This window comes from Photobacterium leiognathi, from assembly GCF_030685535.1.
Classification (GTDB): Bacteria; Pseudomonadota; Gammaproteobacteria; order Enterobacterales; family Vibrionaceae; genus Photobacterium; species Photobacterium leiognathi.
The window spans coordinates 2,102,339-2,124,830 of the sequence record NZ_CP131601.1; the positions used below are offsets into that span (position 1 = coordinate 2,102,339).

18 protein-coding genes and 1 pseudogene are annotated in these 22,492 nt (G+C 40.7%); 6 read left to right on the forward strand and 13 right to left on the reverse strand.

The features are described 5' to 3' along the window. Nucleotides 1–22 precede the first annotated feature (22 nt). Together Q7674_RS16730 and Q7674_RS16735 are read right to left on the reverse strand one after the other, a co-directional pair. The gene (locus Q7674_RS16730; protein WP_305422886.1) at nt 23–3,100 is read right to left on the reverse strand and encodes an efflux RND transporter permease subunit; all 3,078 of its coding nucleotides are present in this window, start codon (nt 3,098–3,100) and stop codon (nt 23–25) included. Next, nucleotides 3,100–4,194, reverse strand: coding sequence for an efflux RND transporter periplasmic adaptor subunit (locus tag Q7674_RS16735; RefSeq protein WP_237156650.1), 1,095 nt, complete (start codon nt 4,192–4,194; stop codon nt 3,100–3,102). The genes Q7674_RS16730 and Q7674_RS16735 overlap by 1 nt, the downstream gene beginning before the upstream one ends. A gap of 345 nt (nt 4,195–4,539) precedes the next feature. On the opposite strand from Q7674_RS16735, the gene Q7674_RS16740 reads away from it, so the two are divergent. Further along, on the forward strand, nt 4,540–4,824 hold the full coding sequence (locus Q7674_RS16740) for a hypothetical protein (RefSeq protein ID WP_045064691.1): 285 nt from the start codon (nt 4,540–4,542) through the stop codon (nt 4,822–4,824). A gap of 11 nt (nt 4,825–4,835) precedes the next feature. Beyond that, entirely contained in the window at nt 4,836–5,606 is a 771-nt protein-coding gene (locus Q7674_RS16745; RefSeq protein ID WP_045064693.1) for a hypothetical protein, read from the forward strand. An 81-nt stretch (nt 5,607–5,687) separates the two neighbouring features. Here Q7674_RS16745 and Q7674_RS16750 read toward each other — a convergent pair whose 3' ends face one another. Both Q7674_RS16750 and Q7674_RS16755 read right to left on the reverse strand, forming a co-directional pair. Next, nucleotides 5,688–6,113, reverse strand: a complete 426-nt coding sequence (locus tag Q7674_RS16750) for a GNAT family N-acetyltransferase (protein WP_045064695.1) — start codon at nt 6,111–6,113, stop codon at nt 5,688–5,690. Between the two features lie 44 nt (nt 6,114–6,157). Then, nucleotides 6,158–8,416 (reverse strand): peptidase U32 family protein, encoded by a 2,259-nt coding sequence (locus Q7674_RS16755; protein ID WP_439788131.1) that lies wholly within the window; start codon nt 8,414–8,416, stop codon nt 6,158–6,160. 256 nt (nt 8,417–8,672) lie between these two features. Here Q7674_RS16755 and Q7674_RS16760 point away from each other — a divergent pair, with 256 nt between their 5' ends. The 3 genes from Q7674_RS16760 to Q7674_RS16770 all read left to right on the forward strand — a co-directional run bounded on the left by Q7674_RS16760 (nt 8,673) and on the right by Q7674_RS16770 (nt 11,324). Further along, entirely contained in the window at nt 8,673–8,867 is a 195-nt protein-coding gene (locus tag Q7674_RS16760; protein ID WP_045064699.1) for a hypothetical protein, read from the forward strand. A 331-nt stretch (nt 8,868–9,198) separates the two neighbouring features. Continuing rightward, a complete protein-coding gene (locus tag Q7674_RS16765; protein WP_023931737.1) occupies nt 9,199–9,849 on the forward strand; it encodes a LysE family translocator in 651 nt (216 codons plus the stop codon). Nucleotides 9,850–10,151: 302 nt separating this feature from the next. Then, nucleotides 10,152–11,324, forward strand: coding sequence for a Card1-like endonuclease domain-containing protein (locus Q7674_RS16770; RefSeq protein ID WP_305422892.1), 1,173 nt, complete (start codon nt 10,152–10,154; stop codon nt 11,322–11,324). Between the two features lie 94 nt (nt 11,325–11,418). On the opposite strand, the gene Q7674_RS16775 is transcribed toward Q7674_RS16770, so the two are convergent. The 4 genes from Q7674_RS16775 to Q7674_RS16790 form a co-directional block, all read right to left on the reverse strand. Continuing rightward, complete coding sequence (locus Q7674_RS16775) at nt 11,419–12,327, reverse strand: aldo/keto reductase (RefSeq protein ID WP_107229665.1); 909 nt, start codon at nt 12,325–12,327, stop codon at nt 11,419–11,421. Nucleotides 12,328–12,498: 171 nt separating this feature from the next. Continuing rightward, nucleotides 12,499–13,158 (reverse strand): hypothetical protein, encoded by a 660-nt coding sequence (locus Q7674_RS16780; protein WP_045064703.1) that lies wholly within the window; start codon nt 13,156–13,158, stop codon nt 12,499–12,501. 113 nt (nt 13,159–13,271) lie between these two features. Then, nucleotides 13,272–13,526, reverse strand: coding sequence for a hypothetical protein (locus Q7674_RS16785; protein WP_045064705.1), 255 nt, complete (start codon nt 13,524–13,526; stop codon nt 13,272–13,274). A gap of 122 nt (nt 13,527–13,648) precedes the next feature. Then, nucleotides 13,649–14,515 carry a hypothetical protein gene (locus Q7674_RS16790; RefSeq protein ID WP_045064707.1) on the reverse strand — a complete coding sequence of 289 codons (867 nt, stop codon included), beginning with the start codon at nt 14,513–14,515 and terminating at the stop codon, nt 13,649–13,651. A 267-nt stretch (nt 14,516–14,782) separates the two neighbouring features. Between Q7674_RS16790 and Q7674_RS16795 the strand changes: the two genes are divergently transcribed. After that, nucleotides 14,783–15,262: a hypothetical protein gene (locus tag Q7674_RS16795; protein WP_023931727.1), complete on the forward strand. Its 480-nt coding sequence runs from the start codon at nt 14,783–14,785 to the stop codon at nt 15,260–15,262. Between the two features lie 105 nt (nt 15,263–15,367). Here Q7674_RS16795 and Q7674_RS16800 read toward each other — a convergent pair whose 3' ends face one another. The 5 genes and pseudogenes from Q7674_RS16800 to Q7674_RS16820 form a co-directional block, all read right to left on the reverse strand. Further along, the gene (locus Q7674_RS16800; RefSeq protein WP_045066500.1) at nt 15,368–16,699 is read right to left on the reverse strand and encodes an IS4 family transposase; all 1,332 of its coding nucleotides are present in this window, start codon (nt 16,697–16,699) and stop codon (nt 15,368–15,370) included. A gap of 136 nt (nt 16,700–16,835) precedes the next feature. Further along, nucleotides 16,836–17,603, reverse strand: coding sequence for a uridine phosphorylase (udp, locus tag Q7674_RS16805; protein WP_008987464.1), 768 nt, complete (start codon nt 17,601–17,603; stop codon nt 16,836–16,838). Nucleotides 17,604–17,998: 395 nt separating this feature from the next. Continuing rightward, nucleotides 17,999–20,527, reverse strand: a complete 2,529-nt coding sequence (locus Q7674_RS16810; protein ID WP_305422897.1) for a zinc/cadmium/mercury/lead-transporting ATPase — start codon at nt 20,525–20,527, stop codon at nt 17,999–18,001. Between the two features lie 146 nt (nt 20,528–20,673). Continuing rightward, nucleotides 20,674–21,147 carry a response regulator gene (locus Q7674_RS16815; RefSeq protein ID WP_045065393.1) on the reverse strand — a complete coding sequence of 158 codons (474 nt, stop codon included), beginning with the start codon at nt 21,145–21,147 and terminating at the stop codon, nt 20,674–20,676. A 10-nt stretch (nt 21,148–21,157) separates the two neighbouring features. Continuing rightward, nucleotides 21,158–22,483 (reverse strand): annotated as a pseudogene (locus Q7674_RS16820) (ATP-binding protein). Nucleotides 22,484–22,492 lie beyond the last annotated feature (9 nt).

Consider the following 22,492-nt stretch of genomic DNA (forward strand, 5'->3'; position numbering starts at 1 on the left):
TCTCTAACACACTACTGATACGTTAAGATTCGTGAGCGTTAATGTTCTTTTTACGCTTTAGCTTTTGCACCATCAAATACACACTTGGTACGACAAACAATGGATCGACTATTCCTAATGCCATACCTGCGATAATAATGATCCCCAATGAGCCCATTGCATTCGCCCCAGGTCCTGCTTCCCACAATAATGGCAAAGAGCCTAATATCATGGTCAGTGAAGTCATTAGTATTGGACGCAAACGGGTTTTCGTCGCTTTGAGTATCGCTTCTCGCGGTGCTAACCCTTCTCCTTGCAGTTCATTAGCAAACTCAGTAATTAATATACCGTGCTTACAAATCAAACCAATGAGTGTGACCAAGCCTATTTGCGAATACACGTTTAAAGTGAAATCACTAAAATACAATGCCCAAACCGCTACAGATAAGGTAATCGGCAATGACAACATCACCACTAATGCATCAACCACACTTTCAAATTGCGCACTCAGTACCATGTAAATAAAAACAAGTGCAGCCACAAAGACAAACAGCATTTGTTGGTTTGCATCCAAATACTGTTTCGCCTCATCGACATAAGCATAACTTGCATTCGCTGGTAAAATATCAGGCAGCATTTGGTTTAACGCTGCAATCCCTTCTCCCATACTTACACCACCTTCTAAGCGAATAGATAACGATGCAGACGTAGCTCTGTCGTATTGCTCAAGTGAACGTGGCCCAACTTCATTTTCAATATTTATCAGCGCCGACATCGGCACTAACTGCCCTTGTTTATTGGCAATCATCAATTGTTTTAATGAGTCTGGGGTTAACGTAAATGCTGATTCTAGCTGTACATGCAACGGATAATTTGCCCCTTGATAACTCATATCATTACTGAAACTTTTACCACTCATCGCTAGTTTCAAGATTTGCTGAATGTTACGTAGTGGCACATCATATTGCGAAGCTAGTACCCGATTAATGGTGATCTTAAATTGGTTCTGATCGAATTTAAGGTTACTTCGCGCATTAGAAAATAGCGGTGATTGCTGAATTTTATAGGTAACTTCAGTGAGCTCTTTTGCCAGCACTTGCTCATCAACACTACTGCTAACATTAATGTCGATACCACCACTGTTACCTCGACGACCACCGCCGGTTTCAATAGCTGGGATCACATCGGTATAAACACGATTACCACCCTCTTTAAGCCTAGCGTTGATCATTTCACTGATTTTCTGTGCTGATAAATTACGTTCTTGCCACGGTTTTAACGTCACAAAACCACGGATAAAATCGCTACTAGTAAGGATAGCGACATGAGCAATATCAGGAATATGCTTTAACTGCGTATTCATGTTATCGATCATCTTTTGCTGACTGGCTTCATCACTACTTCCCACCAATGGCTGAAATAAAAAGATTTGCCCTGAATCCTCAGCGGGTAGCATTTGTGACGGTGTCTGAGTGAAAGGCCAATAACTACTCGCAAAAATAACGACCATAACCAACAATGTTGTTTTACGCCAATCAATGGTGGCAGAAAGCACATTATGATAAGCATGAGAAAGACGATCTAACTGTTTATTCACCCAATTTTCAAAACGTCCAGCAGGTTTATGATTCATCATTGTGCTGCACATCATGGGCGATAATGTCAGTGCAACAACACCAGAAATAATCACAGTACCCGCTAAGGTAAAAGCAAACTGCTGGAATAATTGCCCTGTAATACCGTCAACTAAACCCACCGGAATATATACCGCAGCCAGAGTTAAGGTGGTGGCAATAATGGCAAAACCAATTTGACGACAAGCCACTGCGGTAGCTTTAAATACCGAATCATGATGACTTAACTGACGGTGAACGTTTTCTACCACAACGATAGCATCATCGACCACCAGCCCCACGGCTAATAACATTGCGAGCAAGGTCAGGGAATTAATGCTAAAACCTGCCAACTTAAGAATGATAAATGAGCACGATAAACAAACAGGAATGGTAACAATTGGAATTAACGCAATTCGCAAATTACCAAGGAACAGCCAGATAACACCAGCAACCAGTATGACCGCTAGACCTATCGCAACATACACATCTTCTAATGCGGTAATAATAAAGGTCGATTTATCCAGTAATACCTTCGCTTGCATGCCGCTCGGTAGTGTCATTGACTCTAATAAATCATGTACTTGCTCAGATAATACAAGTGGATTTGCCGTGGCGGTGTATTGTGGGTTTAACACGAACAACATGGCATTTTTCTTCGAGAAATCCACCAGCGGCTTTACTTCACGTTGGCTACTTGGCGTGCCGATTTTTATATCAGCCACTTGCTCTAATCGGATAGGTTGCTGCTGATAAGTAGCAATAATGGTGTTTTTAATATCATCGAGGCTTGCGATCGCCCCTGTCGCAATCAGCTGATACTGGCTTTCTGTTCCTGAAGTTTTACCACTGATAGTTGTAATGCTATCAACATCGGTAATTTTATTAATCACGCTAGTTAGCGTTAAGCCATAAAAATAGACTTTGTCAGGATTTAAGGTGATCAGTACTGATTGCCCCGCACTCGGTGCCACACTTACGGAGCCTGCGGCAGGTAACTGCTCTAATTGTGGTAATAAGGTATCAGTACCATATTGATGAAATTCATATTCCGCTTGATGAGGGCCGGGGGTTAAGCCAATCAACATTGCAGGCATACCCTGATCGTCAGATTTGGTCACTTTCGGCAAAATATCATCAGGCAATTTATTTTCAATGTTACCAATGTCGTTATGAATTTCACTGACTAGCGTATCGATTTCACTGTCATTAATACTCGATGCCACATCAATAATGATATTGCCTCGCCCTTGTCGCGCTGTCGCAGACATATGGCTGATCCCTTCTGTTCCTGCAATGGCATTTTGAATAGGAATTAGCACTTCCGTCATCATGTTTTGTGCCGCTAGCGCGCTATCATGAACAGTGACTTGAATTTTAGATTGGCTGATTTGTGGGGTATAACGCCAAGGTAATTTTTGACAAAAAATCAAACCAATAAAGACAGGGATCAACCACAGCACAGTACATAGCACCGGACGACGCAAACACAGCTCAGTTAACTTCATTATTTACCTGCCGTATTTGACTGTAATGATTGCGTTGGTTGATCTTGTTTATGAGCAGAGAACACTTCAACTTTTTGATCGGTACGTAGGTAGTTTTGACCATTAACCACTAGTTGATCGCCAACCGCCAATCCCGACACGATCTGCACATAACCATCATAGTATTGCCCAACTTTCACATCACGTAGGCGTGCTTTGTTATTCACGACAATAAACACCTGTGCACCTTGGATATTAGTCATTAACGCAGCAGTAGGAATCGTAACTTGTTGTAATAAGTCTCGTGTTTGTTGAACCACTTTAACGTTTTGTCCTGGTGAGAACTGTTTAACATCAGATAACTGCGCTTTTAAACTCACCAACCCCAATGCAATATTAGGTGAAACATAGCTCACCGTACCTTGAGCGTGCTCTGTCGGTGTTAACTCTGAATAAACCGTCACTTGCTGCCCCAGCTTATAATCTGATTTTTGTACTGCTGGCAGTTGATATTCAATGGTTAACTGATCTGGTGTGTATAAGGTGGCAAGGGTGTTTCCGACTGTAATAACATCACCAACATGATAATCCGTTTGGCTAATCACCCCATCGAAAGGCGCTTTAATAGCAAGCTCAGCAAGCTGCGATTTATCTTGCTCTAATTGCGCTAATGCCTGTTTGTAATCACTCTCGCTATCATCATACGTACTACGAGCGACAACACCTTTATTCACCAACTCTTTTTGGCGTAACCATGTTTGTTTAGAGGCATTGAGTAAGGCTTGATCACGAGCAACTTTGGCTTTTGCGGCACTAGGATCAAATTGCACTAGCACCTGCCCCTTTTTAACCGTTTGCCCAGCTTTAAAATGAATAGCTGTAATTTGGCTGGTTTGCAGACTCTTTAACACAACGGAATTATGACTTTTCACCACACCATAACCCGTGATTTGTTCGGTGAGTGTACGTGCTGTCACAGGCTGCGTTTCTACCTGCGCAATTTTAGATGCGTGCTTCTTAGGGTGAGACGCTAATTGGCTATCCTTGTCACAGCCAACAAGCACTAAAGCCATAGCAGCGAAAACCATCGCCGGAATGCATTTTTGTTTCATCATGATCAACTTATCTGAAAATTAAACAATATAAGCAAGTCGCTGATATTAATTTCCAGCACCTCCCAACATACCTTTAAGGAATTATATATTAACAAGGCTGTTAAGTAGTTTAAGTCAGAGTTATGTCGCTTTACGTTTTTTTACATTTATCAATTCGAATACGCATAGAGTCATTAATAATAAATATCGTTACATCGCTTACATTCATCAATTTTATGTGTATCGAATTTATAAATATTGAATATTAAAAGTTATGAGCTAGTTATCAATAAGCTAATAACCAATATTTACTCCTACCGAGAGTCATTTATTTTATTGAAACCAATAAACTAGTAAGGGAATGACATGTTCAGTAAACGTGACAAATACGCACTTATCTTGTCGACGTTAATACTCGTAGGGTGTAACGGTTCCAGCTCTGACTCAACAACCACGACACCAACCGAACCTCCAATTGAAGATTCTGTTGGAAAAGATAAAACATTCACTTCAGTAGATAGTTTTGACAAATACATAGCTGAGAATGGAGAGATTAAAGCAGATCAAACCATAACGCTAGAGCTTGCTGACGGTGAGGCATACGTTTTAAACAAGGATTTAACGGTTAAAGGCAACTTAATCATCAAATAAGGATATTGATAATGACTAAACTTTTTTCTCTTTCTGCAATTGCACTACTAACAAGCCTATCGACTGCCGCCACTGCAGCTTCACTTGATGTTCATGGTGACATTAAAATCAATGGTAAGACAGTTATCGATGCTAAAGGTAATGTAATCCAAGATCAGAGCCACCTTATTAACATCGATGATTATGCGAATGCTGCACCTAATCGTGTTGTAACTTTAACAGCACCAACAGATGAAAATGGTATTTCTAAAGCATACAAAATTTACTACGACGAAACAGGAAGAGAATACAAAGAAGATGATTTCTATAATGATAAACTTGTATGGTCGATAAAGTGGGAAGAGCGTACAACTACACCTCTAGCTCATAAACGTACCGTCACTAAAGGATCGGGTGATACAACCACAACTACAAGCTATAAGGATGAGTTTACGACTTCATCCTCTTACCCATTAGCACAAATTGGTGTAACTATGACTCGTGCAGATATCTACACAAGTGAAGTTCTTGCCACTGACGATCCAGAAAGCAGCGTTGGTGAAATTACCAATAGTTCAGATTACCAAAAGTTAACGATTGTAGATGAAACATCATTTAAATTGGGCGATACGACAATCGAAGAATGTATTATCGTTACTTATAACGCTTCATGGCGAAACGATACAATTAAGCTTGAGGACGGTTCATCCAAAACACTATTACTAAAGAATGAATTCCGTACTTTCTGTAAAGGCTATGGTCTGGTGCAATTTGGTGATTACAAAGCAACTTCAGCTGAGTAATTCATACCTATTTGTAAAAACGACCTTAATCGTAATTAAGGTCGTTTTTATTTTTCTCAAACAAAACAATTAGAAAGTTAGTTACTGTTCTAATATCTGCTCCATGGCTTGGTGCGGAATATTGGCTTCCATAAACTCATCACCGTATGGCATGAAACCTAGCTTACGGTAAAAATCAACAGCATGGGTTTGTGCGCCTAGGTCCACGTGTGGGTAGCCTTGCTGCTGGGCATATTCTACTAACGCTTGAACAACTTTCGCACCTAAGCATTGTCCACGTGCTGATTTCATAATTGCAATACGACCAATATGACCGTCAGCTAAAATACGCCCCGTTCCTAATGGTTGCTCGCCATCCATCACCAGCACATGTACCGCTTCTGAGTCTAAATCATCAAATTCAATCTCAGGATCGATTTGCTGCTCTTGAATAAAGACCTGTTCACGAACTGTGCGGATCAACCCACGATGGGCGTCATCAAAAGCGACAATCTTAATCTCTACCATGATACTTTTCCGTTTTACTTCCTAGCCTAAGTTACCTGATGAATTTACAAGCCTTTCTTATATTGATGATAGATCGTGCCAACAATGGTTTGCTCTAGCGTTTCACGAGCACTCATATCACCGTGAATATACGCATTAAACAGCGATACTAGCGTTGCTTTATCAGCACTGATTTGTGTGTCCGTTTTAATATCACGAAGATCAATCATAAAGCGAGTAAACTTGTCAGGGAAATCTGTAACCGCTTGTAAGTTCATGTAGTTCTGCTGACTGTACAAGGCGTTATGCGCGCCTCTTTGCTTATCTAACACAAACGACGCATCTTTTAAGCTCAAGATAGAGGCAGACTTATCACACTTACGTAAGCACTTATTATCAAAACGCTTTTTCTTACAACCTACAGTTTGATGGAATAAACACTGACGGCTCATTAATATCATTAATGGATGATAGATGCTGTAGTGCAATTCAAAGTTTTCAGGGCACACCAACGGGTTAATTTGCTTACGATTGATCTCGTTAGAAACAAATGCACCCTTCGCGTTAAATTCATCAGCAATACACTGCAAACTAAAGGAGTTAGTTAGGTTCAGATAAGGACCTGCAATCCAATCAATACCTTGCTGGTAAGCAACATACGCAATGCCGTTATTGTTCGTAACGAGTCGAGTCGGTTTAACACGCTCGATAAACGCCACTGCCGCTTGATAGTTTTCACCAATTAAGATCGCAGGGAACCAAGGAATGAGGTGCGGATTTTCTTCAAACAGTGCGACGGTTTTCTCCAACTCCATTGATAAACCTTCAGCAATGGCGTAGTAAAGTGTCGCATCGTTATCTTGATTTAATGCCACATCACTTGGTTCTGAAATCAAAATAGCAAGTTTAGGCTTAATACCTGTAGGTTTACGATGATTTGCACTGTTACGTGGTTTTGGCGTATCAATCGGCGCAACAATCGCTACTTCACCATTTAATACATAACCAATTTGATCTTTAAGCTGCGCTAACTCAGCAAACGGAATCGATGTGTCTTCGGCTAAATCGGCTGTATTAAATTCAGTAATTTGGTATTCACCTTCATTGATCAAACTTTGGAAACGCTTTTCCAACATATCATGGGTTAAGGTGTGTTTATGGCTACCGATCAGTGCCGATTCAGATTGCAGCGTGATATTTTTTTCAGGCGCGGTTACCACAATCGTTAATGGTTGTCCTTCTTTACCACTAAAGACAATGCTTAGCGGTAACGAACTGACATCCATGGTTTTAGTCACATCTTCAACATTTTGGATAATTGCGGTTTTGTCGTCATACAGCTTTTGCTTAACGCCTTTCACATCATCAATGGTGGTCGCTTGATAAATTTGTGAGAAGTGCTTCACCGAGTTATCTCGTGGGTTATCAATAAACATGCTCTTATTGATATCGCCCTGTAGATACGAGTTAGAAAAGTCACGGTTAAAAACGGTAAACAGTGATGTGGTATCGGTTAATAGCGGCTTTTGCTCGCAGTAACTATCAATCTGCTGACGCCATTGATCCACTACGGTATAGACGTAGTGTGATTTCTTAATACGTCCTTCCACTTTTAGTGAATACACGCCAGCATCAGCAAGCTCCGCCATATTGCCGAACGCTGAGTTATCTTTCATGTTCAGTGGGAAGTCTTTACCCGCAGCGGTGGTTTGGTATTGATCGCGACATGGCTGACTACAACGACCACGGTTACCTGAGTTACCATTTTTCACAGAGCTGATGTAACACAGACCAGAAAATCCAATGCAGTAAGAGCCGTGAACAAAGACTTCCATTAACACATCATGCTGATGACCAAACTGCGCCAGATGTTTAATTTCACCAATATTTAATTCACGGGATAAGTTAACACGGCTTGCTTGTAGCTGTTTTAAAAACAGAATTTGACCATCGTTATGGGTATTGATCTGAGTAGAAGCATGCACATCCAAGGTAGGGAAATGCTTTTTAATGATGTGGAACAAACCTAAATCTTGCAAAATCACACCATCAACCTTGGTATTGACTAGCTTGTTTAATAAACGGATCACCGCAGGAATTTCGCTATCTAATACCACGATGTTTAAGGTCAGGAAGATTTTACAATTGTTCTGATGAGCTAAACGAATGATGCCGCTGAGAACATCAAAGGTTAAGTTAGTTGCTCGGTTTCGTGCGTTGAAACTGTCTAAACCACAGTAGATCGCATCCGCACCCGCAGCAATAGCTGCTTTAATGGATTCAATATCACCACCGGGTGCCAATAACTCAAAATTCTCTTTCATCGCAACATTGCTCATCAACAACTGCACCTTTATAACCGCATTTTTTGTATGGACGGCTATTTTACGCGTAAGCTTTTAACAATGTCCAATAGTGAGATTTAAATCACATTAATTTGTCATGATGTTTATTAACACTCATAACAGCAATGTCTGATTACAGATATTCCAACTGATAACTGATCTCGATATGATGAAGAAAATTGGCAAGTAAGCAGCTATCTACTCGCTTGTTCTCACTGTCTGTAGGATAAAAACAATGACAAATGCAAACCAAGTTGAATTAACAGAAGCACAAAAAGAAGCGATTGAAGATATGGTGATCAACCGTGTTAATGCGATGAACAACGACAAAGTGCTTTGCGATGCCATTGATGCCAAAGTTCATGAAATGGAAGAGCATCTAAAAGAATATTTCCACCAGCGTTTCCATCTCCACAGTAACAAAGCGTAATACGCTGAATTGTAAATGTACCAATATTAAAAAGATCACTTCGGTGATCTTTTTCTTTGTGTGTAACCACTGTCCTTACTTATCTCATAAACACCACTAGTAAAAATATTTGAAATGCCTCTTCCTGATCACTTGTTTACTATCAGTAAGCAATTTATCACCAACATTAACAACAACCACACATAAACCCACAAGAAAAGAAAAACACATACACAATATTCACAAAAAATTAAATTAAATAGAAATTAAAACCATTTTTTAATCAAAATGCATGAATTAATCACTATCGATAGGTAAAATACGTTCCCCTGCTCAACTTAGTTAAAAAGCCATGATTGATTTAAACGTATTACCCCTCTATTTAACTGCGGTTATCGCACTGTTATTAATTCCAGGTCCCGACATGCTTCTGATTGCCAGCTCAAGCCTAAGCTATGGGCGTAAGGTTGGTATCTTTGCCAGTTTAGGTAATGCGACATCAGGTATTCTATTAACCATCATGGCGGCTATGGGTGTATCTGCATTAATTGCTGTTAACCCAATCGCCCTTCAAGTACTTCGTCTATTAGGTGGTGCTTACCTATTAAAGATGGGGTGGGATTGTTTACGTACACCACCAGCAGATGCCCCTGAAGAGCTAAAGAAAAGCAATAAAATGGCAGTTACACTTTACCGCCGCGCTGTATTTAGTAACTTGCTTAATCCAAAAGCACTGATTTTCTTCGTTCTGTTTTTACCACAGTTTGTTTCGACTCATGTAACAGCGACTTCTGGTCAACAAATGCTGGTACTTGGCTTACTGCTTAACGTACTTGGCTTATTGTTTAACTTATTCCTAGTGACCACAGTCGGTACGTTTGGTAAATCACTACTGAAAAGTGAGAAATTCCGCGCTAACCAACATAAGTTCATGGGACTCGTTTTCTTTGTACTAGCGATCTGGCTATTAGCATCACAGCTACCTAACCCTGTGACTCACTAATTGAGCAAATAGCACAACGAAGCAACAGCTTATTATTTAATCTATAACGCCATCTTTTTTAGATGGCGTTATGCTTTTTAAGAGCATTAAATTGTTAATTAACAATAATGGAATACGTAGAGATCATTTATCGATATCTAATAATGAAAAATAAAATACCTGCGTGTTTTAGGCTTGAATTTCGCATTCAAAATCCTCATATAACCTATTAAAGTGTGCTGCGTGCCCCTTTATTCACTTCTCATTAATTAATGCGCGCACAAAATATGCCCCCATAAGAATTTGGCGCATTAAGGATTATTATGATTATTCATGTTGGTATTATTGATCAGGACCCCGTCCGTTTGATCACTCCCTTGCTTGATGAAGCAGTCCCCGTTCAGAAAATGGTATTTATCGGGACTGAAGTTCAGCGAGAACAATACGACCGCTTAGCTTCTATTTTGACACCAAGACACATCGATGTTGAATTCTTCGTTATTCCAGACATCATCAACATCACCCAAATTCGAGACAGAATTCACCAACTCGCCGAACAACTAAAAGACACGGGCTGTGAAATTTGGTTTAACGCAAGCTGCGGCTTACGTCACCGTCTACTTTCTGCTTACGAAGTATTCCGCTCTTACCACTGGTCAATTTACGTTATCGAACCTTACAGTGATGAGATGTGCTGGCTATTCCCATCTGATCGTGAACAACAACAAGTTCAAGACCGCATTCAAATTACCGATTACCTGACTATTTTCGGCGCTCGTTGTGAGCTATCAGAAAACCCAATGCCAGAATCCCTAAACGCACAGCTTTGGGAACTAGGACAACGCTGGGCAAGTTCAGCCCTTGAATTAGGCCCAGGTTTAGCGACCTTAAACTACCTAGCAACAACCTGTCGAAAAGAACAAATCCTGCATGTAGAACTGAGTGAAAAGCAGCAAGGCTACAAAGAGCTCGGTACACTATTAGCGGATTTAGAAGAAACAGGCTTAGCCACTTATAGCGATGGCGTTCTAACATTCAAACACGAAGAAGCGCGTCGATTTGCTAATGGCGAATGGTTAGAAAACCTTGTTCACAGCACAGTACGTGCGATTCAAAACGAACTGCCAACAATCCAAGACCACTCATTAGGTGTGCAGGTTTATCGTAAGATCGGTGAGCGTGAGGTACGTAATGAATTGGATGTGGCAACTATCGTTAATAACAAGCTACACATCATCGAATGTAAGACCAAAGGCATGCGTGACGATGGTGATGATACGTTATACAAACTGGAATCACTGCGTGACCTATTAGGTGGCTTACAAGCTCGCGCAATGCTAGTAAGTTTCCGCCCACTACGCCATCACGACTTAGTTCGCGCCCAAGATTTAGGTCTAGCAATCATTGGTCCTGATCAATTAGGCGATTTACAAACGCACCTTTACGAGTGGCTTAAAGGCGCAGGTGGTGAAGCACACATCCACAATCCTGCATAACCTTACGCTCAAAAAATAAAGCACGCATAAACAAAAAGACCTCACATGAGGTCTTTTTTAGTTTCTAACTTAAATTTCTGTTACTTAGATAACATTAAGCTACGCCATGCCCCTTTGAAGCTTCTAATAGGCGATACCATTGCTCATGGGTTAGATCGAGTTGCTGTGCTGCTACAGCGGTTCTCACACGCTCTATCTTGCCCGTTCCAAGTAATAACGCAGGTTTTGTTGGTAAACGCATTAACCATGCAAAGATCACCTGATCGATGCTGTCTGCATTTAACTCTTCTTTTAATACATTCAAAGTGTCACGCACACGACACGCTTGCTCTGAATCTCCGTTATAAATATCGCCACCCGCTAAGCATGACCACACCATAGGACGAACACGATGTTGCTGTAATTGCGCTAACGTCCCATCTTCAATCGCTTGAGTTTGTAGAGGGTTAATTTCGATTTGATTGGTTACTAATGGCTTTTCAACACGCGATTGCAATAAAGCAAATTCGTCTTTCGAGAAATTTGATACCCCGAAATGTTTCACTTTGCCTGCTTGATACAGCTTTTCAAACGCGCTATTAATTTCATCGGCATCCATTAATAAATCTGGACGGTGAATAAGCAGAATATCGAGGTTATCAACACCTAAGCGTTGCAGTGATTCATCTACAGAGCTCAAGATATGACTAGCACGACTATCGTAGTATGCCACCTGAGATGTACCATTTACCTCTTTGCCCGGCACAATGCCACACTTAGAAATAATGGTCAGATCATCACGTACACTTGGCTGTAACTTTAATGCTTCACCGAATAACAATTCACAAGATGGTTTGCCATAAACAGGCGCATGATCAACCGTTGTAATGCCCAGCTCCATATGCTGTTTAATAAAGGTTAATCGCTCTTGCGCTGTCATTCCCCACAGCGCCATGCGCCAATAACCTTGAATAAAGTCAGTAAACAAAGCGTCATTACGTGGTTGTTGGTTCTTCTCAGTCATCTTTACATCCATCTTGTGTTTATCGTCGGCACTATTTGCGCTCATCGAACGTAACACAGGGATACAATGACTAAAGTGACAGGTTTCAAAGAATGAAAATAGTTCGACATGCGAGTTAATAGAGAAAAAGCACTGATAACAGCGCTTTTTCATAACTATACAACTCGAAAATTAATCCGTTAATTTACTTTTCACTTCAGGATCACTGAAGATTTCAACTAATTGCTCTCTATAGGCTCGAAGTACATTATTCTGTGGTGACTCATCACCTTTTTCTTCAATTACATCACGCCCTGCAATTTGTTTTTCTAAGATCTGACCATCATTTACTTCATAAATTTTAACTAACGTATCAGTATCAAAATTAAAAGCAGACACCCAGTTTAAATTAATACTGAAATACCATTCATTAATGTTTAATTGCATTAGCTTATCTGCTTGATTATCAGCTAATAACGTCATGATCTCACTGTCACTTGCCCCCGAAGTAACCTTAACAGCCTCAACATTCCACCCCTGTTTTTGTAAGCCGTGTAAAATTCGATGCTCAAGAAAATCTGCTAATTTTTTCTCTTTGTCGCCTTCTTCAGTCGCTAAAACTTGAGATACATGCCAATCCACGGGAATTCCAAAGGTCGCATGAGCTACGCCAATAAAATCTTCTGGCTTACCTTCTTTTACTCGCTTACGTTGGTCATTGACGGAAATTAATACTTTCTTCGTAACGTTATAGTTAGTATCTGGCGCTTGTTCATGTAAGGGGATAGGACTTACACAGCCAGTAATAAAGAACGCTACCAATAATAAGAAAAAGTACTTCATTTTAATCATGTCAACTTCCATCCTTAGATTTAAAAGCAAAATAGAGCAGGCAAGTTAACATAGAGAGAAAAGCATTTAAGTGATAATTATCATAACATTAACAACTTTATTACTTAGCATTTTCAACTTAATTGATGATACCAGCTGTAAGTACGTCGTAACGTAAACACAGTCAACACTAAGTAATATACCGCTAATACAATCGCAGGTAGCGCGTCACGATCTGACACACTGATAATGGAATACCCACAGTACACCACAATAATAGCAGGAATAACCAAGGCAGGTTTTACCGAAGAATAAAGGTTGGTAGCAAGAAGCACCACATGCGCTATTACTAAAATCAGTGGTAAGGTAATCATCAAAAACCACAACATAATCAATCCCTTTATCTATCAGTGAGCTATACATCATAGCTCTGAACAAGGTTTGCGCCAATACGTTGTGGTTTGGTGATAGGTAACTATATCTAAGTGCTCTGGGTATAAAGGCAATTAAGCTACACCGTTGCCCCCCAAAGGTTATCTAATTTTGCTAATGGCTGATTTATATTAATCGATAATTCCACATAGCTGTGCGCTAACTTAATTTGGTGATCATCGTTAAAGTCACGTCCCCAGATATTTGGATCCGATAAATCAAATGGTTTTGATATCACCTTTTTTAACCCTGCTTCAGGTTTTCGATCATTAAGTTCTAATTGAATCAGTGATTGTTGCGCCGCTTGCTGTGCCAATTCTTTATAGCCTAGTTTATCGAGTAGAAATATTGCGTGAGCATGAGTAATACCATGCAATTTATCGCCAGAGAAAAAATGCTCATCAGTATTATGATGAAGATCTTGTGTGCTGCGAGTCACGGCAAGAATACAGAGTTGATGAATATCTATCTCGCCTTTATTTAATAAGCTTGTCGGCTGGTATTGACGGTAATCCGCTAAGCCATAATAACGCCCCCAATTATCATCCATACAATTAATAATAAGTTTGGCAATATTGGTAACCATACGCTCAGTAACAACAACGTTATTATTAGTAACAGCATTTAAAAACAATGCGCCATAAATGATCCCATGACCTGAATGGCATAACTGCTGTGCGTTGAGCGCAATGGCATTTACCACTTTTCTGTAATTGGTAGTTTTAGGGCTAGCTGCTAATGGATTCATTAAATGCTGATTATCATCAACAAACTGCGCTAATCTTTCTTGCAAACTCTGCTTAGCTAAATCATTAAGCGCCCCACTGTGAAGTAGTGAATCACCTGCCAGTAATGCTGCCCCAGTATGCCCTTGAAACCATGCGTTACTGTCAATTTCCACTACATTCGCTAACGCTAAAATCCCTTTATCAACAAACTGTGTCATTGTTTTTCTCCTTGCTTTAATTTCTGTAATTTCGCCACCAGCGAGATTGATTTAAAGCAAGGATAAAACCTCAAGTTAGATTGAGGTCAAAGGAAATATTCACAATTACCAATCTAAATAGAAGCTCAGTATTCATAAGCCCAACATCAACTGCATCTAAATTACATTTTTATCAATAAACCACAAAGACATTAACATTAACTTACAAAATCAATCAGCATCCCTTAAAGGAATAATGTATCGTTCTCTAAATAATTTGGAGGATAAATGAAATTAAAATACACACCTTTACTACTCAGTTTATTTCTAAGTCAATCTGCGAATGCTTCTGAACCTCAAGCATTTATTGGCTTTGGAATCAATGATGGCATTAGTAGTGTTCATACTGATTGGGTGTCTAACCCTAGCTTCAGAGTTGGCGCTAACTTTAGTGATAAACACAGGCTTTACAGTTACTTAGAGATAGACAAAGATATATACAACCTTGTTGGTTCTTATGATTATTTTATGCCAATTTCAGACAATAAAGACTGGAGATTCTTCGTTGGTGCAAGTACAGGCATTCAAGTCGTTGAATCACATAAAGATGATCTGATTTTAGGAGCACAAACTGGTATTAATTACCGAATAAATAAGAACTTTAATACCGAGCTTGGCTATAGAGTACATGATACAAGAAGGATTTGGAAAGAGCGTAATATGTCACAACTTGATACTTTTTATATTGCTATAGATTTTGCAGTTTAATCTTTAAATCATTTACAAGTCATGTCATAAACCCTTTTTAATTCCCCATTTTTATTCATGACTTTATTACCAAATAAAAAAGCCGCTCCGAAGAGCTAACACCTATCACTTAAGGTGTTTGGAACGAACTGGATAACGAGTTTTATTGATACGAACGGCTCTCTGCTTGGGCCGTTTTTTTCTTTCAGGTAATATGTAACGCTTTACTTGTTTTCTCATTGCTCTCAGTTTTTGAGGAATTGAACCTGGCGAAGCGATGGCACACCACATTAATTCATCTTGAATATCTCTTAACGCCATCATAAAACTTATCCGTAATGGTGAAACATTCGCTTCTGCCGCTATTCTACTTATTTCTAAGCGAACAAGATTATAAGCTATCAATATTCCCCATATTTCTTGCTCAATACCTTCTACTGATTGACTACGCAATAATATTTCATCTTCAAGCATGTCATGTTTTATTTCACCATAACTGTTTTCTATCTCCCAACGTTCGAAATAAACATCAAGCAAAGCTTGATAGCTATAATGCTCACCAACTAAGGAAGTAAGAAGCCCTTGGATATGATATTTTTGAGTTTTTTCTGGATAAAGCACTAATCGAGCTTGCCATTTTTCAGGAAGGCTTGGGTCTTTAGCTCTTGCATATTTGGATACATCCATTTCTACAATCAAATCTCGTCCTGCTTCATCAAGCTGCTTAATGACGGTATATCGCGTATTTGATTTAATTGGAGTCATCCAATGACTCGAATCATGCTGACGTTGCCAATTAATCATCAACTCGGCGCCAAGATAACATCGGTCAAAAATAGTTAAAGAATCTGGCGTTATTGAGGATATAAGCTGTTTAGCATAGTTCTCTTCACCAATATTGCTGGGACCAAATGCTACGTTGTGTATTAATCGACTACGAAGGGAGCATAAAGCACATAACCTGACGATAGGGTATTCTGTATGCTGTATCTTACCGTGTTTGACATACTGAAAGTGACTCGCTAATTCTGGAGTATCATGACTTCTAAATTGAGTTCCATCGACAGAGAAAAGGCGTAAGCCTTTCCATGTGTCTCCGCTATCTTCGGCTTTCGTCCAATATTTGGCAGTGAGTGAGAAAAGTGCTTTTAGAGGCTGTGCTGTCAATCGTTTTCGCGCCTGAGGGATAGCACTTGGTGCAATAGAATCACCTTGTGATCGCGATAATTGCAAATCAAGTTTATTCAAGACATCGGTTATCGATCTATTACGATATAGGCCAATTCCAACGATTAACCAAACAACCAATTCCGCAGGTAATTTTCGTCTGCGTATACTGGCCTTATTGGTTTCATCTAATGCTTGTTGAATCCACTCAAGAGGTAAGTCTCTTTGAAATAATGAGAGTGATTCTGGTGCTGCAAACGCATCTACATCAATGAGCCAATGTGACAACATAAAAAATACCCCCAGTTTTGCAAAACTGAGGGTATTTTTAACTATCTGAAAGATCGTGCAACCAATCAATTTCTTAAGTGATAGGTGTTAGCTCCGAAGAGCGGCTTTCTAATATATTATTTTAAAGAATTAAATCTTATTCAGCTAGCATTTTACGTGCAGCTTCTACCACAATCTTAATAGATTTCGCTTCTGTTTCTTTAAGCGTTGCGTGGTCTGGAATCTCTTTTTGAGTACGGTTGATAATAACACCTGCTACGCAACCTGCACGTAAGCCAGAGCTTGCACACATAGTTAATAGCGTTGCTGATTCCATTTCAAAGTTAAGCACGCCCATTTCCTGCCACTCTTTCATCGAGCCTTGGAAACGACGAACAACACGGCCAGAGAATGTGTCGTAACGCTCTTGACCTGGGTAGAAAGTATCACTTGATGCAGTTACACCTGTGTGTACTACCGCATGTGCTTCATCACACGCTTGTTTCATTGCAGTCGCAACACCGAAGTCTGCCACTGCTGGGAATTCCATTGGAGCAAAGTGCAGACTTGCACCATCTAAACGAACTGAGCCTGTTGTTACAATCATGTCGCCTGGGTTGATGTTTGGCTGGATTGCACCTGTTGTACCCACACGTAGGAACGTCGTTACACCAAGCTGTGCTAGCTCTTCTACTGCGATAGACGTTGATGGACCACCGATACCTGTTGAACATACCACTACAGATTTACCGTCTAGTTGAGCACGGAAAAGTGTGTACTCACGAGAACTTGCAAGAAACTCTGGGTTATCCATTAAGTTTGCAATCTTCTCAACACGTGCAGGATCGCCAGGAATGATGGCAAGCTCAGCACCATTAAGATCAGCTTTATTAACACCTAGGTGGAATACTTTATTGTCAGACATAATGTTACCCTTTAATTTAAACGGCTCTGTTGTAGGTTCAGAGAGGTTCCATGAAACGCATTATTAATAGAATGTTTTGATAGAAAGAGTCAAAAACATAGCAACATGCTCTATCAAAAGACCTAGTTACAATACCCAATGATTTAATGAGTTTTAGTGAGCCCGGTCACACCCGCAAAAAGCAACGAAAATTTTTGTTACATTTAAATATGATTAAAATCACAGGTAAACGTTATCTTATTGCAACAATCACAAAAAATTTTCTCATTCTGCTCGGTTATTTTTCTTAAATTCTCCACTTTTCTAACAAATCAGCTCCATAAAAAAACGGCATAACTCAGCGCTTTGCTCTGTCATGCCGTTTAAAAGATTAGCTCAATTGCTAATAACTATGGTTATTTTTTAGGTTTAAAACGAAGTAAGCGTAGTGCGTTTAACGTTACCAATGCTGTTGCACCACTATCGGCTAATACTGCAACCCAAAGCCCTGTAAAGCCAAGTAAGGTTGTCACTAAAAATACCGCTTTCAAACCAAGTGCTAAAGTGATGTTTTGACGAATATTGCTCAGTGTTGCGCGAGACAATTCAATCATCACTGGCAGCTCTGACACACGGTTATGGGTGATCGCCGCATCTGCTGTTTCTAGTGCTACATCCGTACCACCGCCCATTGCAACACCAATGGTCGCTGTTTTCATCGCTGGCGCATCGTTAATACCATCACCAACCATAGCTACTGTGTGATTGGTATTGAGTTTACGCACTTCAGAGACTTTATCCTCTGGCAGTAAACCTGCGCGGAAATCAATGTTGATCTCTTTCGCAATAGCAGCGGCTGCACGTGGGTTATCTCCTGTTAGCATCACTGAATCAACACCAATACGTTTAAGTTTGGTAATCGCTTCAAGTGCGTCACTGCGTAAGTTATCACGCCATGCCACAAGACCAACCGCTTGTTGATTACGTACGGTAACCACCAAGGTTTTACCTTCACCTTCCAGCGCAATAGCTTGTTGCTCTTGCTCTGCTGTTAAGCTAATAGTTTCTGCTAGACGATCAGCGGCACATAACATGAAGTGATCGCCTTCAGTTGTACCTTGAATACCACGCCCTGCTAATGCTTCACGATTATCGGCTTCAACTACTGGTAGTGATTTTTCTAGCGCAAGGTTCACAACCGCTGTCGCTAATGGGTGTAACGAGCCAGATTCAACCGCTGCAGCTTGACGCAATAGTTTGTCGTCATCGTTATCCCAGCTAATTAAATCAGTCACAACAGGTTTACCTTCCGTTAGCGTACCTGTTTTATCAAACGCCACGGTTTCAATATGACCCAGTTGCTCAAGAGCCGCACCACCTTTGATTAATGCGCCACGACGTGCTGCAGCCGCTAAACCTGAGGTGATCGCTGCTGGTGTTGAAATTACTAACGCACATGGACAAGCAATTAACAATAATGCTAAGCCTTTGTAGATCCACTCATCCCATGATTGACCAAATGCCAATGGCGGAATGATGATGACTAATGCTGCTAATAAGATCATCGCAGGCGTATACCAACGACTGAATTTATCAATGAAGCGTTCTAATGGCGCTTTACGTGATTCCGCATCTTCAATCATATGCAAAATACGGTCGATAGCGTTTTCACCTTGAGCTGAGATAATGGTTAAACGCACCACTTTATCTGACGCCATGCTACCTGCCATAACCTTTTCACCTGGTAGGCGTTCAACAGGTACAGATTCACAGGTTAATGCACTTTCATCAAAGCTCGCAACCACATCTAACACTTGACCATCGGCTGGTAAACGCTCACCCGGTACGACTTCAATCACATCACCCGGTTGTAGCTCGCTCGCTGGGACTTTTTTCTTTTCACCATTAGGAAGCACAACGTTGGCTTCTTCTGGTACTAACTCCATTAATGCTTTTACACCACTACGGGCACGAGAAGCGGCATACCCTTCTAATTGTTCACCAATTAAGAACAGTAAGATAACCATCGCCGCTTCGGCTGTTTCCCCTAAGTACAATGCACCAATGGCAGCGATACTCATTAGGGTTTCAATGGAAAATGGCGAGCCTGATTTACCTAAGCTAATCGCTTTTTTCACAATCGGTACTAAACCGACAATGGTAGTTAAGGTAAAGGCGACTAAACCAACGCTATGAGAGACTTGGTTAAGTAAGAAGGACACAAACATCATTGCCGCAATCACAATGACTTCTAAATGCGTTTGGATAAATGATTTTTTCGGCAACGCTTCTGCTGCCGCAGCATTAGCAACTAAAGTAAAGCCAGTATCTTGCGCTTTATCTTCAATGCGTTTTTTTAGTTGCTCTGTTGTCGCTTGCTGAGATGGCAGCATATTTACGATCAGTTTTTCTGTCGCAAACATCACTTTTGCCGTTTCAACTTCAGCAAGGCTTGAAATCGATTTTTCTAATTTAGCAGCACAGCTTGGACAATCCATGCCAACCACTTTCCAGCTAAAGGTTTGACCATGTGCTGATTGCGCCAGCGTTGCTTCGAGTGCTTGTTCTTGCTCTTTGGTCATACTCGGTGCAGACCATGAGCTACAGCTTTTAACTGCGTTTGAATGAGCATGATCATGCTCTGAATGCGCGTGCTGAGAATGCGTTGTTGCTGATGAAGTAGCAGAGGCTATCTTAAAGGCTGTTTTAGGTGACGCAGAATGGAGCGCATCAACCTGAGGTGATGTTTTCGATGAGCAACAGGAAGCGGGGCCGTCGGTATCAGATTCTCCACAACCTTCCGTGTGTTTTTTCACACCGTCAGCAGGTGTTGATGAGCAGCAAGACGCAGATTCACAAGATTCTACTGTCACTGTTGCTTTGGTTACTGCCGTTGGTTTTGCCGCGTGAATGTGCGGTTTCTTATTATGGCATTGAGCACACATAATCGTTCTCCTTGAGTGCTATTTTGATTATCTATGACTGACTATAAACCTTGGAGTTAAGTCTAAGGTCAATAAAAAAAGCCAAATATTTACTATTTGGCTTTTTCCGCAATCACACTCAAAGAGCTAAACGAGTAGCCTTAATATTAACGTAAACGGCGCAATACCGTAGTGTTATCTAACACTTCACCCCATTCTTGGTAATCAAACCCCATATCGAAAATGTATTCCGTCAACAGTGTTCTGGCGCAGCTTACTAAGGTTTCTGCATCCCACGGTTTTTCAAAATAGCTTTCAATACGTGCATGATTAATTGCAGCAATAGTATCTTGGTGAGTGGCTTGCCCTGTTAGTAGGATCTTTTTGGTTTTGATAAAACGGCTATCGTTAGTAACATCCGTTAATAACTCCACGCCATTTTTACCCGGCATAACATGATCTGAAATCACCAAACCAATGTAGTGCCCTTCCGCATCTAACTCATCCATTAGCTCTAGTGCTTCTTCACCTGAATCACACTCTTCAATCATAAAGGAAGCCTGTAACGGTGAGAGATCTTTTAGCACTGCGCTTAATACTTCTTGTTGATCATCAACACAAATAACGACTATTTTTTCCATAACTCATCCCTTAGATTATCGGTAGCTTAATCCGAAACGTGGTACGTTCTTCATCGCTTTTCACCACCACCGAACCGTCATAGCTTTGTATGATCCGTTGTACAATTGATAAACCTAATCCTAATCCAAACGATAACCCGCCTTTCTTAGTAGTAAAGTTGGGATTAAAGATCTGTCTGCGCGTTGCTTCATCAATCATAGGACCATTGTTGGTAATGGTGACTAAGATTTTATTCTTCACATGGCGTGTCACTATCTCAATTTGCGGTGCTGTGGTGTGCTCCATCGCATCACAAGCATTCTTGATCAAGTTTACCCACACCTGTACTAACTCAGTAGAGCTTGCCATTAATGGCGGCAATACAGCTGGGCGCAATATCACTTCGACAGGACGTAAATTGCTTTGTAGCAGTGCCAGAGATTTATGTAGCGTTTCATTAATATCAACATCAGGTTGTCGAACATGATCGCTACCACCTAGCTGTTTTACCGATTTCACAATGCTGGCAGAATGTTTCGCCGCCAAACGCATATCACGTAAATCACGCCCACAATCCCAATAGCGTAAAGCTTCATCCAAATGGGTTAACCACGGTGCTGGAACTTCACCTTCAGGTATTGCTCTGGCTAAGGTCTTGGCTTGCTCTCGTGGCAAATGATATTGCTTCATCAATACCTTGGCTCGCTCACGCACTTGTTGAGAGCCCGCCGTTTGCCCAACGTTAATACCATGTTGGAGAAAAGGAAGCATTTCAGGCTTTATTGCCGAAACAAAATCCATAATATCGGTTTGGATATTCTCGGTCTTACTGCTGATAACACCAATCGCATTATTAAGCTCATGGGCAATACCAGCTGCAAGTTGACCAAGGGTTCGCATTTGCTCACTTGAGTAAAGTTTTTGTAGCGCCTTTTCTTTCTCTAACGCTTCTATTCCCGTCAGCATTTGTCGACGCGCTAATTCATGTACCATCACAAGCATAAATTGCTCTGCCAGTGAACCATATGTTTCAGGCTCTACCGGTTGAGTGAGCAGATCAATCCATGCAATTTCGCTGTCTTTTTCCGCAACGACTGTAGTGGTTGCCATTAAGGTTTGGGCAAAGAAGCTATGAACCCCAAAGAACATCCCTTCTTTAACCACAAACACTTTGGCACTCGGTCCCTGCTCGTCATGTTTTAAATACCCCGATAGTTCACCGCTTTTCACCCAGTAAAGCTTATCGTTGTAGTCGTTCTGACGCAGCACTTACGTTCCTGCCGCTACTGACATGGTTCGCTCAGAATCACGGAAATAGGTATCAATGATCCGCGTTAATGCTTGAGGTTGAACCATTTTTGTATC

Coding starts and splice junctions, on each gene's coding strand:
- Q7674_RS16730 (WP_305422886.1), bottom strand. CDS start 3,100: ATGAAGTTAACTGAGCTGTGTTTGCGTCGTCCGGTGCTATGTACTGTG.
- Q7674_RS16735 (WP_237156650.1), bottom strand. CDS start 4,194: ATGATGAAACAAAAATGCATTCCGGCGATGGTTTTCGCTGCTATGGCT.
- Q7674_RS16740 (WP_045064691.1), top strand. CDS start 4,540: ATGTTCAGTAAACGTGACAAATACGCACTTATCTTGTCGACGTTAATA.
- Q7674_RS16745 (WP_045064693.1), top strand. CDS start 4,836: ATGACTAAACTTTTTTCTCTTTCTGCAATTGCACTACTAACAAGCCTA.
- Q7674_RS16750 (WP_045064695.1), bottom strand. CDS start 6,113: ATGGTAGAGATTAAGATTGTCGCTTTTGATGACGCCCATCGTGGGTTG.
- Q7674_RS16755 (WP_439788131.1), bottom strand. CDS start 8,416: ATGAAAGAGAATTTTGAGTTATTGGCACCCGGTGGTGATATTGAATCC.
- Q7674_RS16760 (WP_045064699.1), top strand. CDS start 8,673: ATGACAAATGCAAACCAAGTTGAATTAACAGAAGCACAAAAAGAAGCG.
- Q7674_RS16765 (WP_023931737.1), top strand. CDS start 9,199: ATGATTGATTTAAACGTATTACCCCTCTATTTAACTGCGGTTATCGCA.
- Q7674_RS16770 (WP_305422892.1), top strand. CDS start 10,152: ATGATTATTCATGTTGGTATTATTGATCAGGACCCCGTCCGTTTGATC.
- Q7674_RS16775 (WP_107229665.1), bottom strand. CDS start 12,327: ATGACTGAGAAGAACCAACAACCACGTAATGACGCTTTGTTTACTGAC.
- Q7674_RS16780 (WP_045064703.1), bottom strand. CDS start 13,158: ATGATTAAAATGAAGTACTTTTTCTTATTATTGGTAGCGTTCTTTATT.
- Q7674_RS16785 (WP_045064705.1), bottom strand. CDS start 13,526: ATGTTGTGGTTTTTGATGATTACCTTACCACTGATTTTAGTAATAGCG.
- Q7674_RS16790 (WP_045064707.1), bottom strand. CDS start 14,515: ATGACACAGTTTGTTGATAAAGGGATTTTAGCGTTAGCGAATGTAGTG.
- Q7674_RS16795 (WP_023931727.1), top strand. CDS start 14,783: ATGAAATTAAAATACACACCTTTACTACTCAGTTTATTTCTAAGTCAA.
- Q7674_RS16800 (WP_045066500.1), bottom strand. CDS start 16,699: ATGTTGTCACATTGGCTCATTGATGTAGATGCGTTTGCAGCACCAGAA.
- udp (WP_008987464.1), bottom strand. CDS start 17,603: ATGTCTGACAATAAAGTATTCCACCTAGGTGTTAATAAAGCTGATCTT.
- Q7674_RS16810 (WP_305422897.1), bottom strand. CDS start 20,527: ATGTGTGCTCAATGCCATAATAAGAAACCGCACATTCACGCGGCAAAA.
- Q7674_RS16815 (WP_045065393.1), bottom strand. CDS start 21,147: ATGGAAAAAATAGTCGTTATTTGTGTTGATGATCAACAAGAAGTATTA.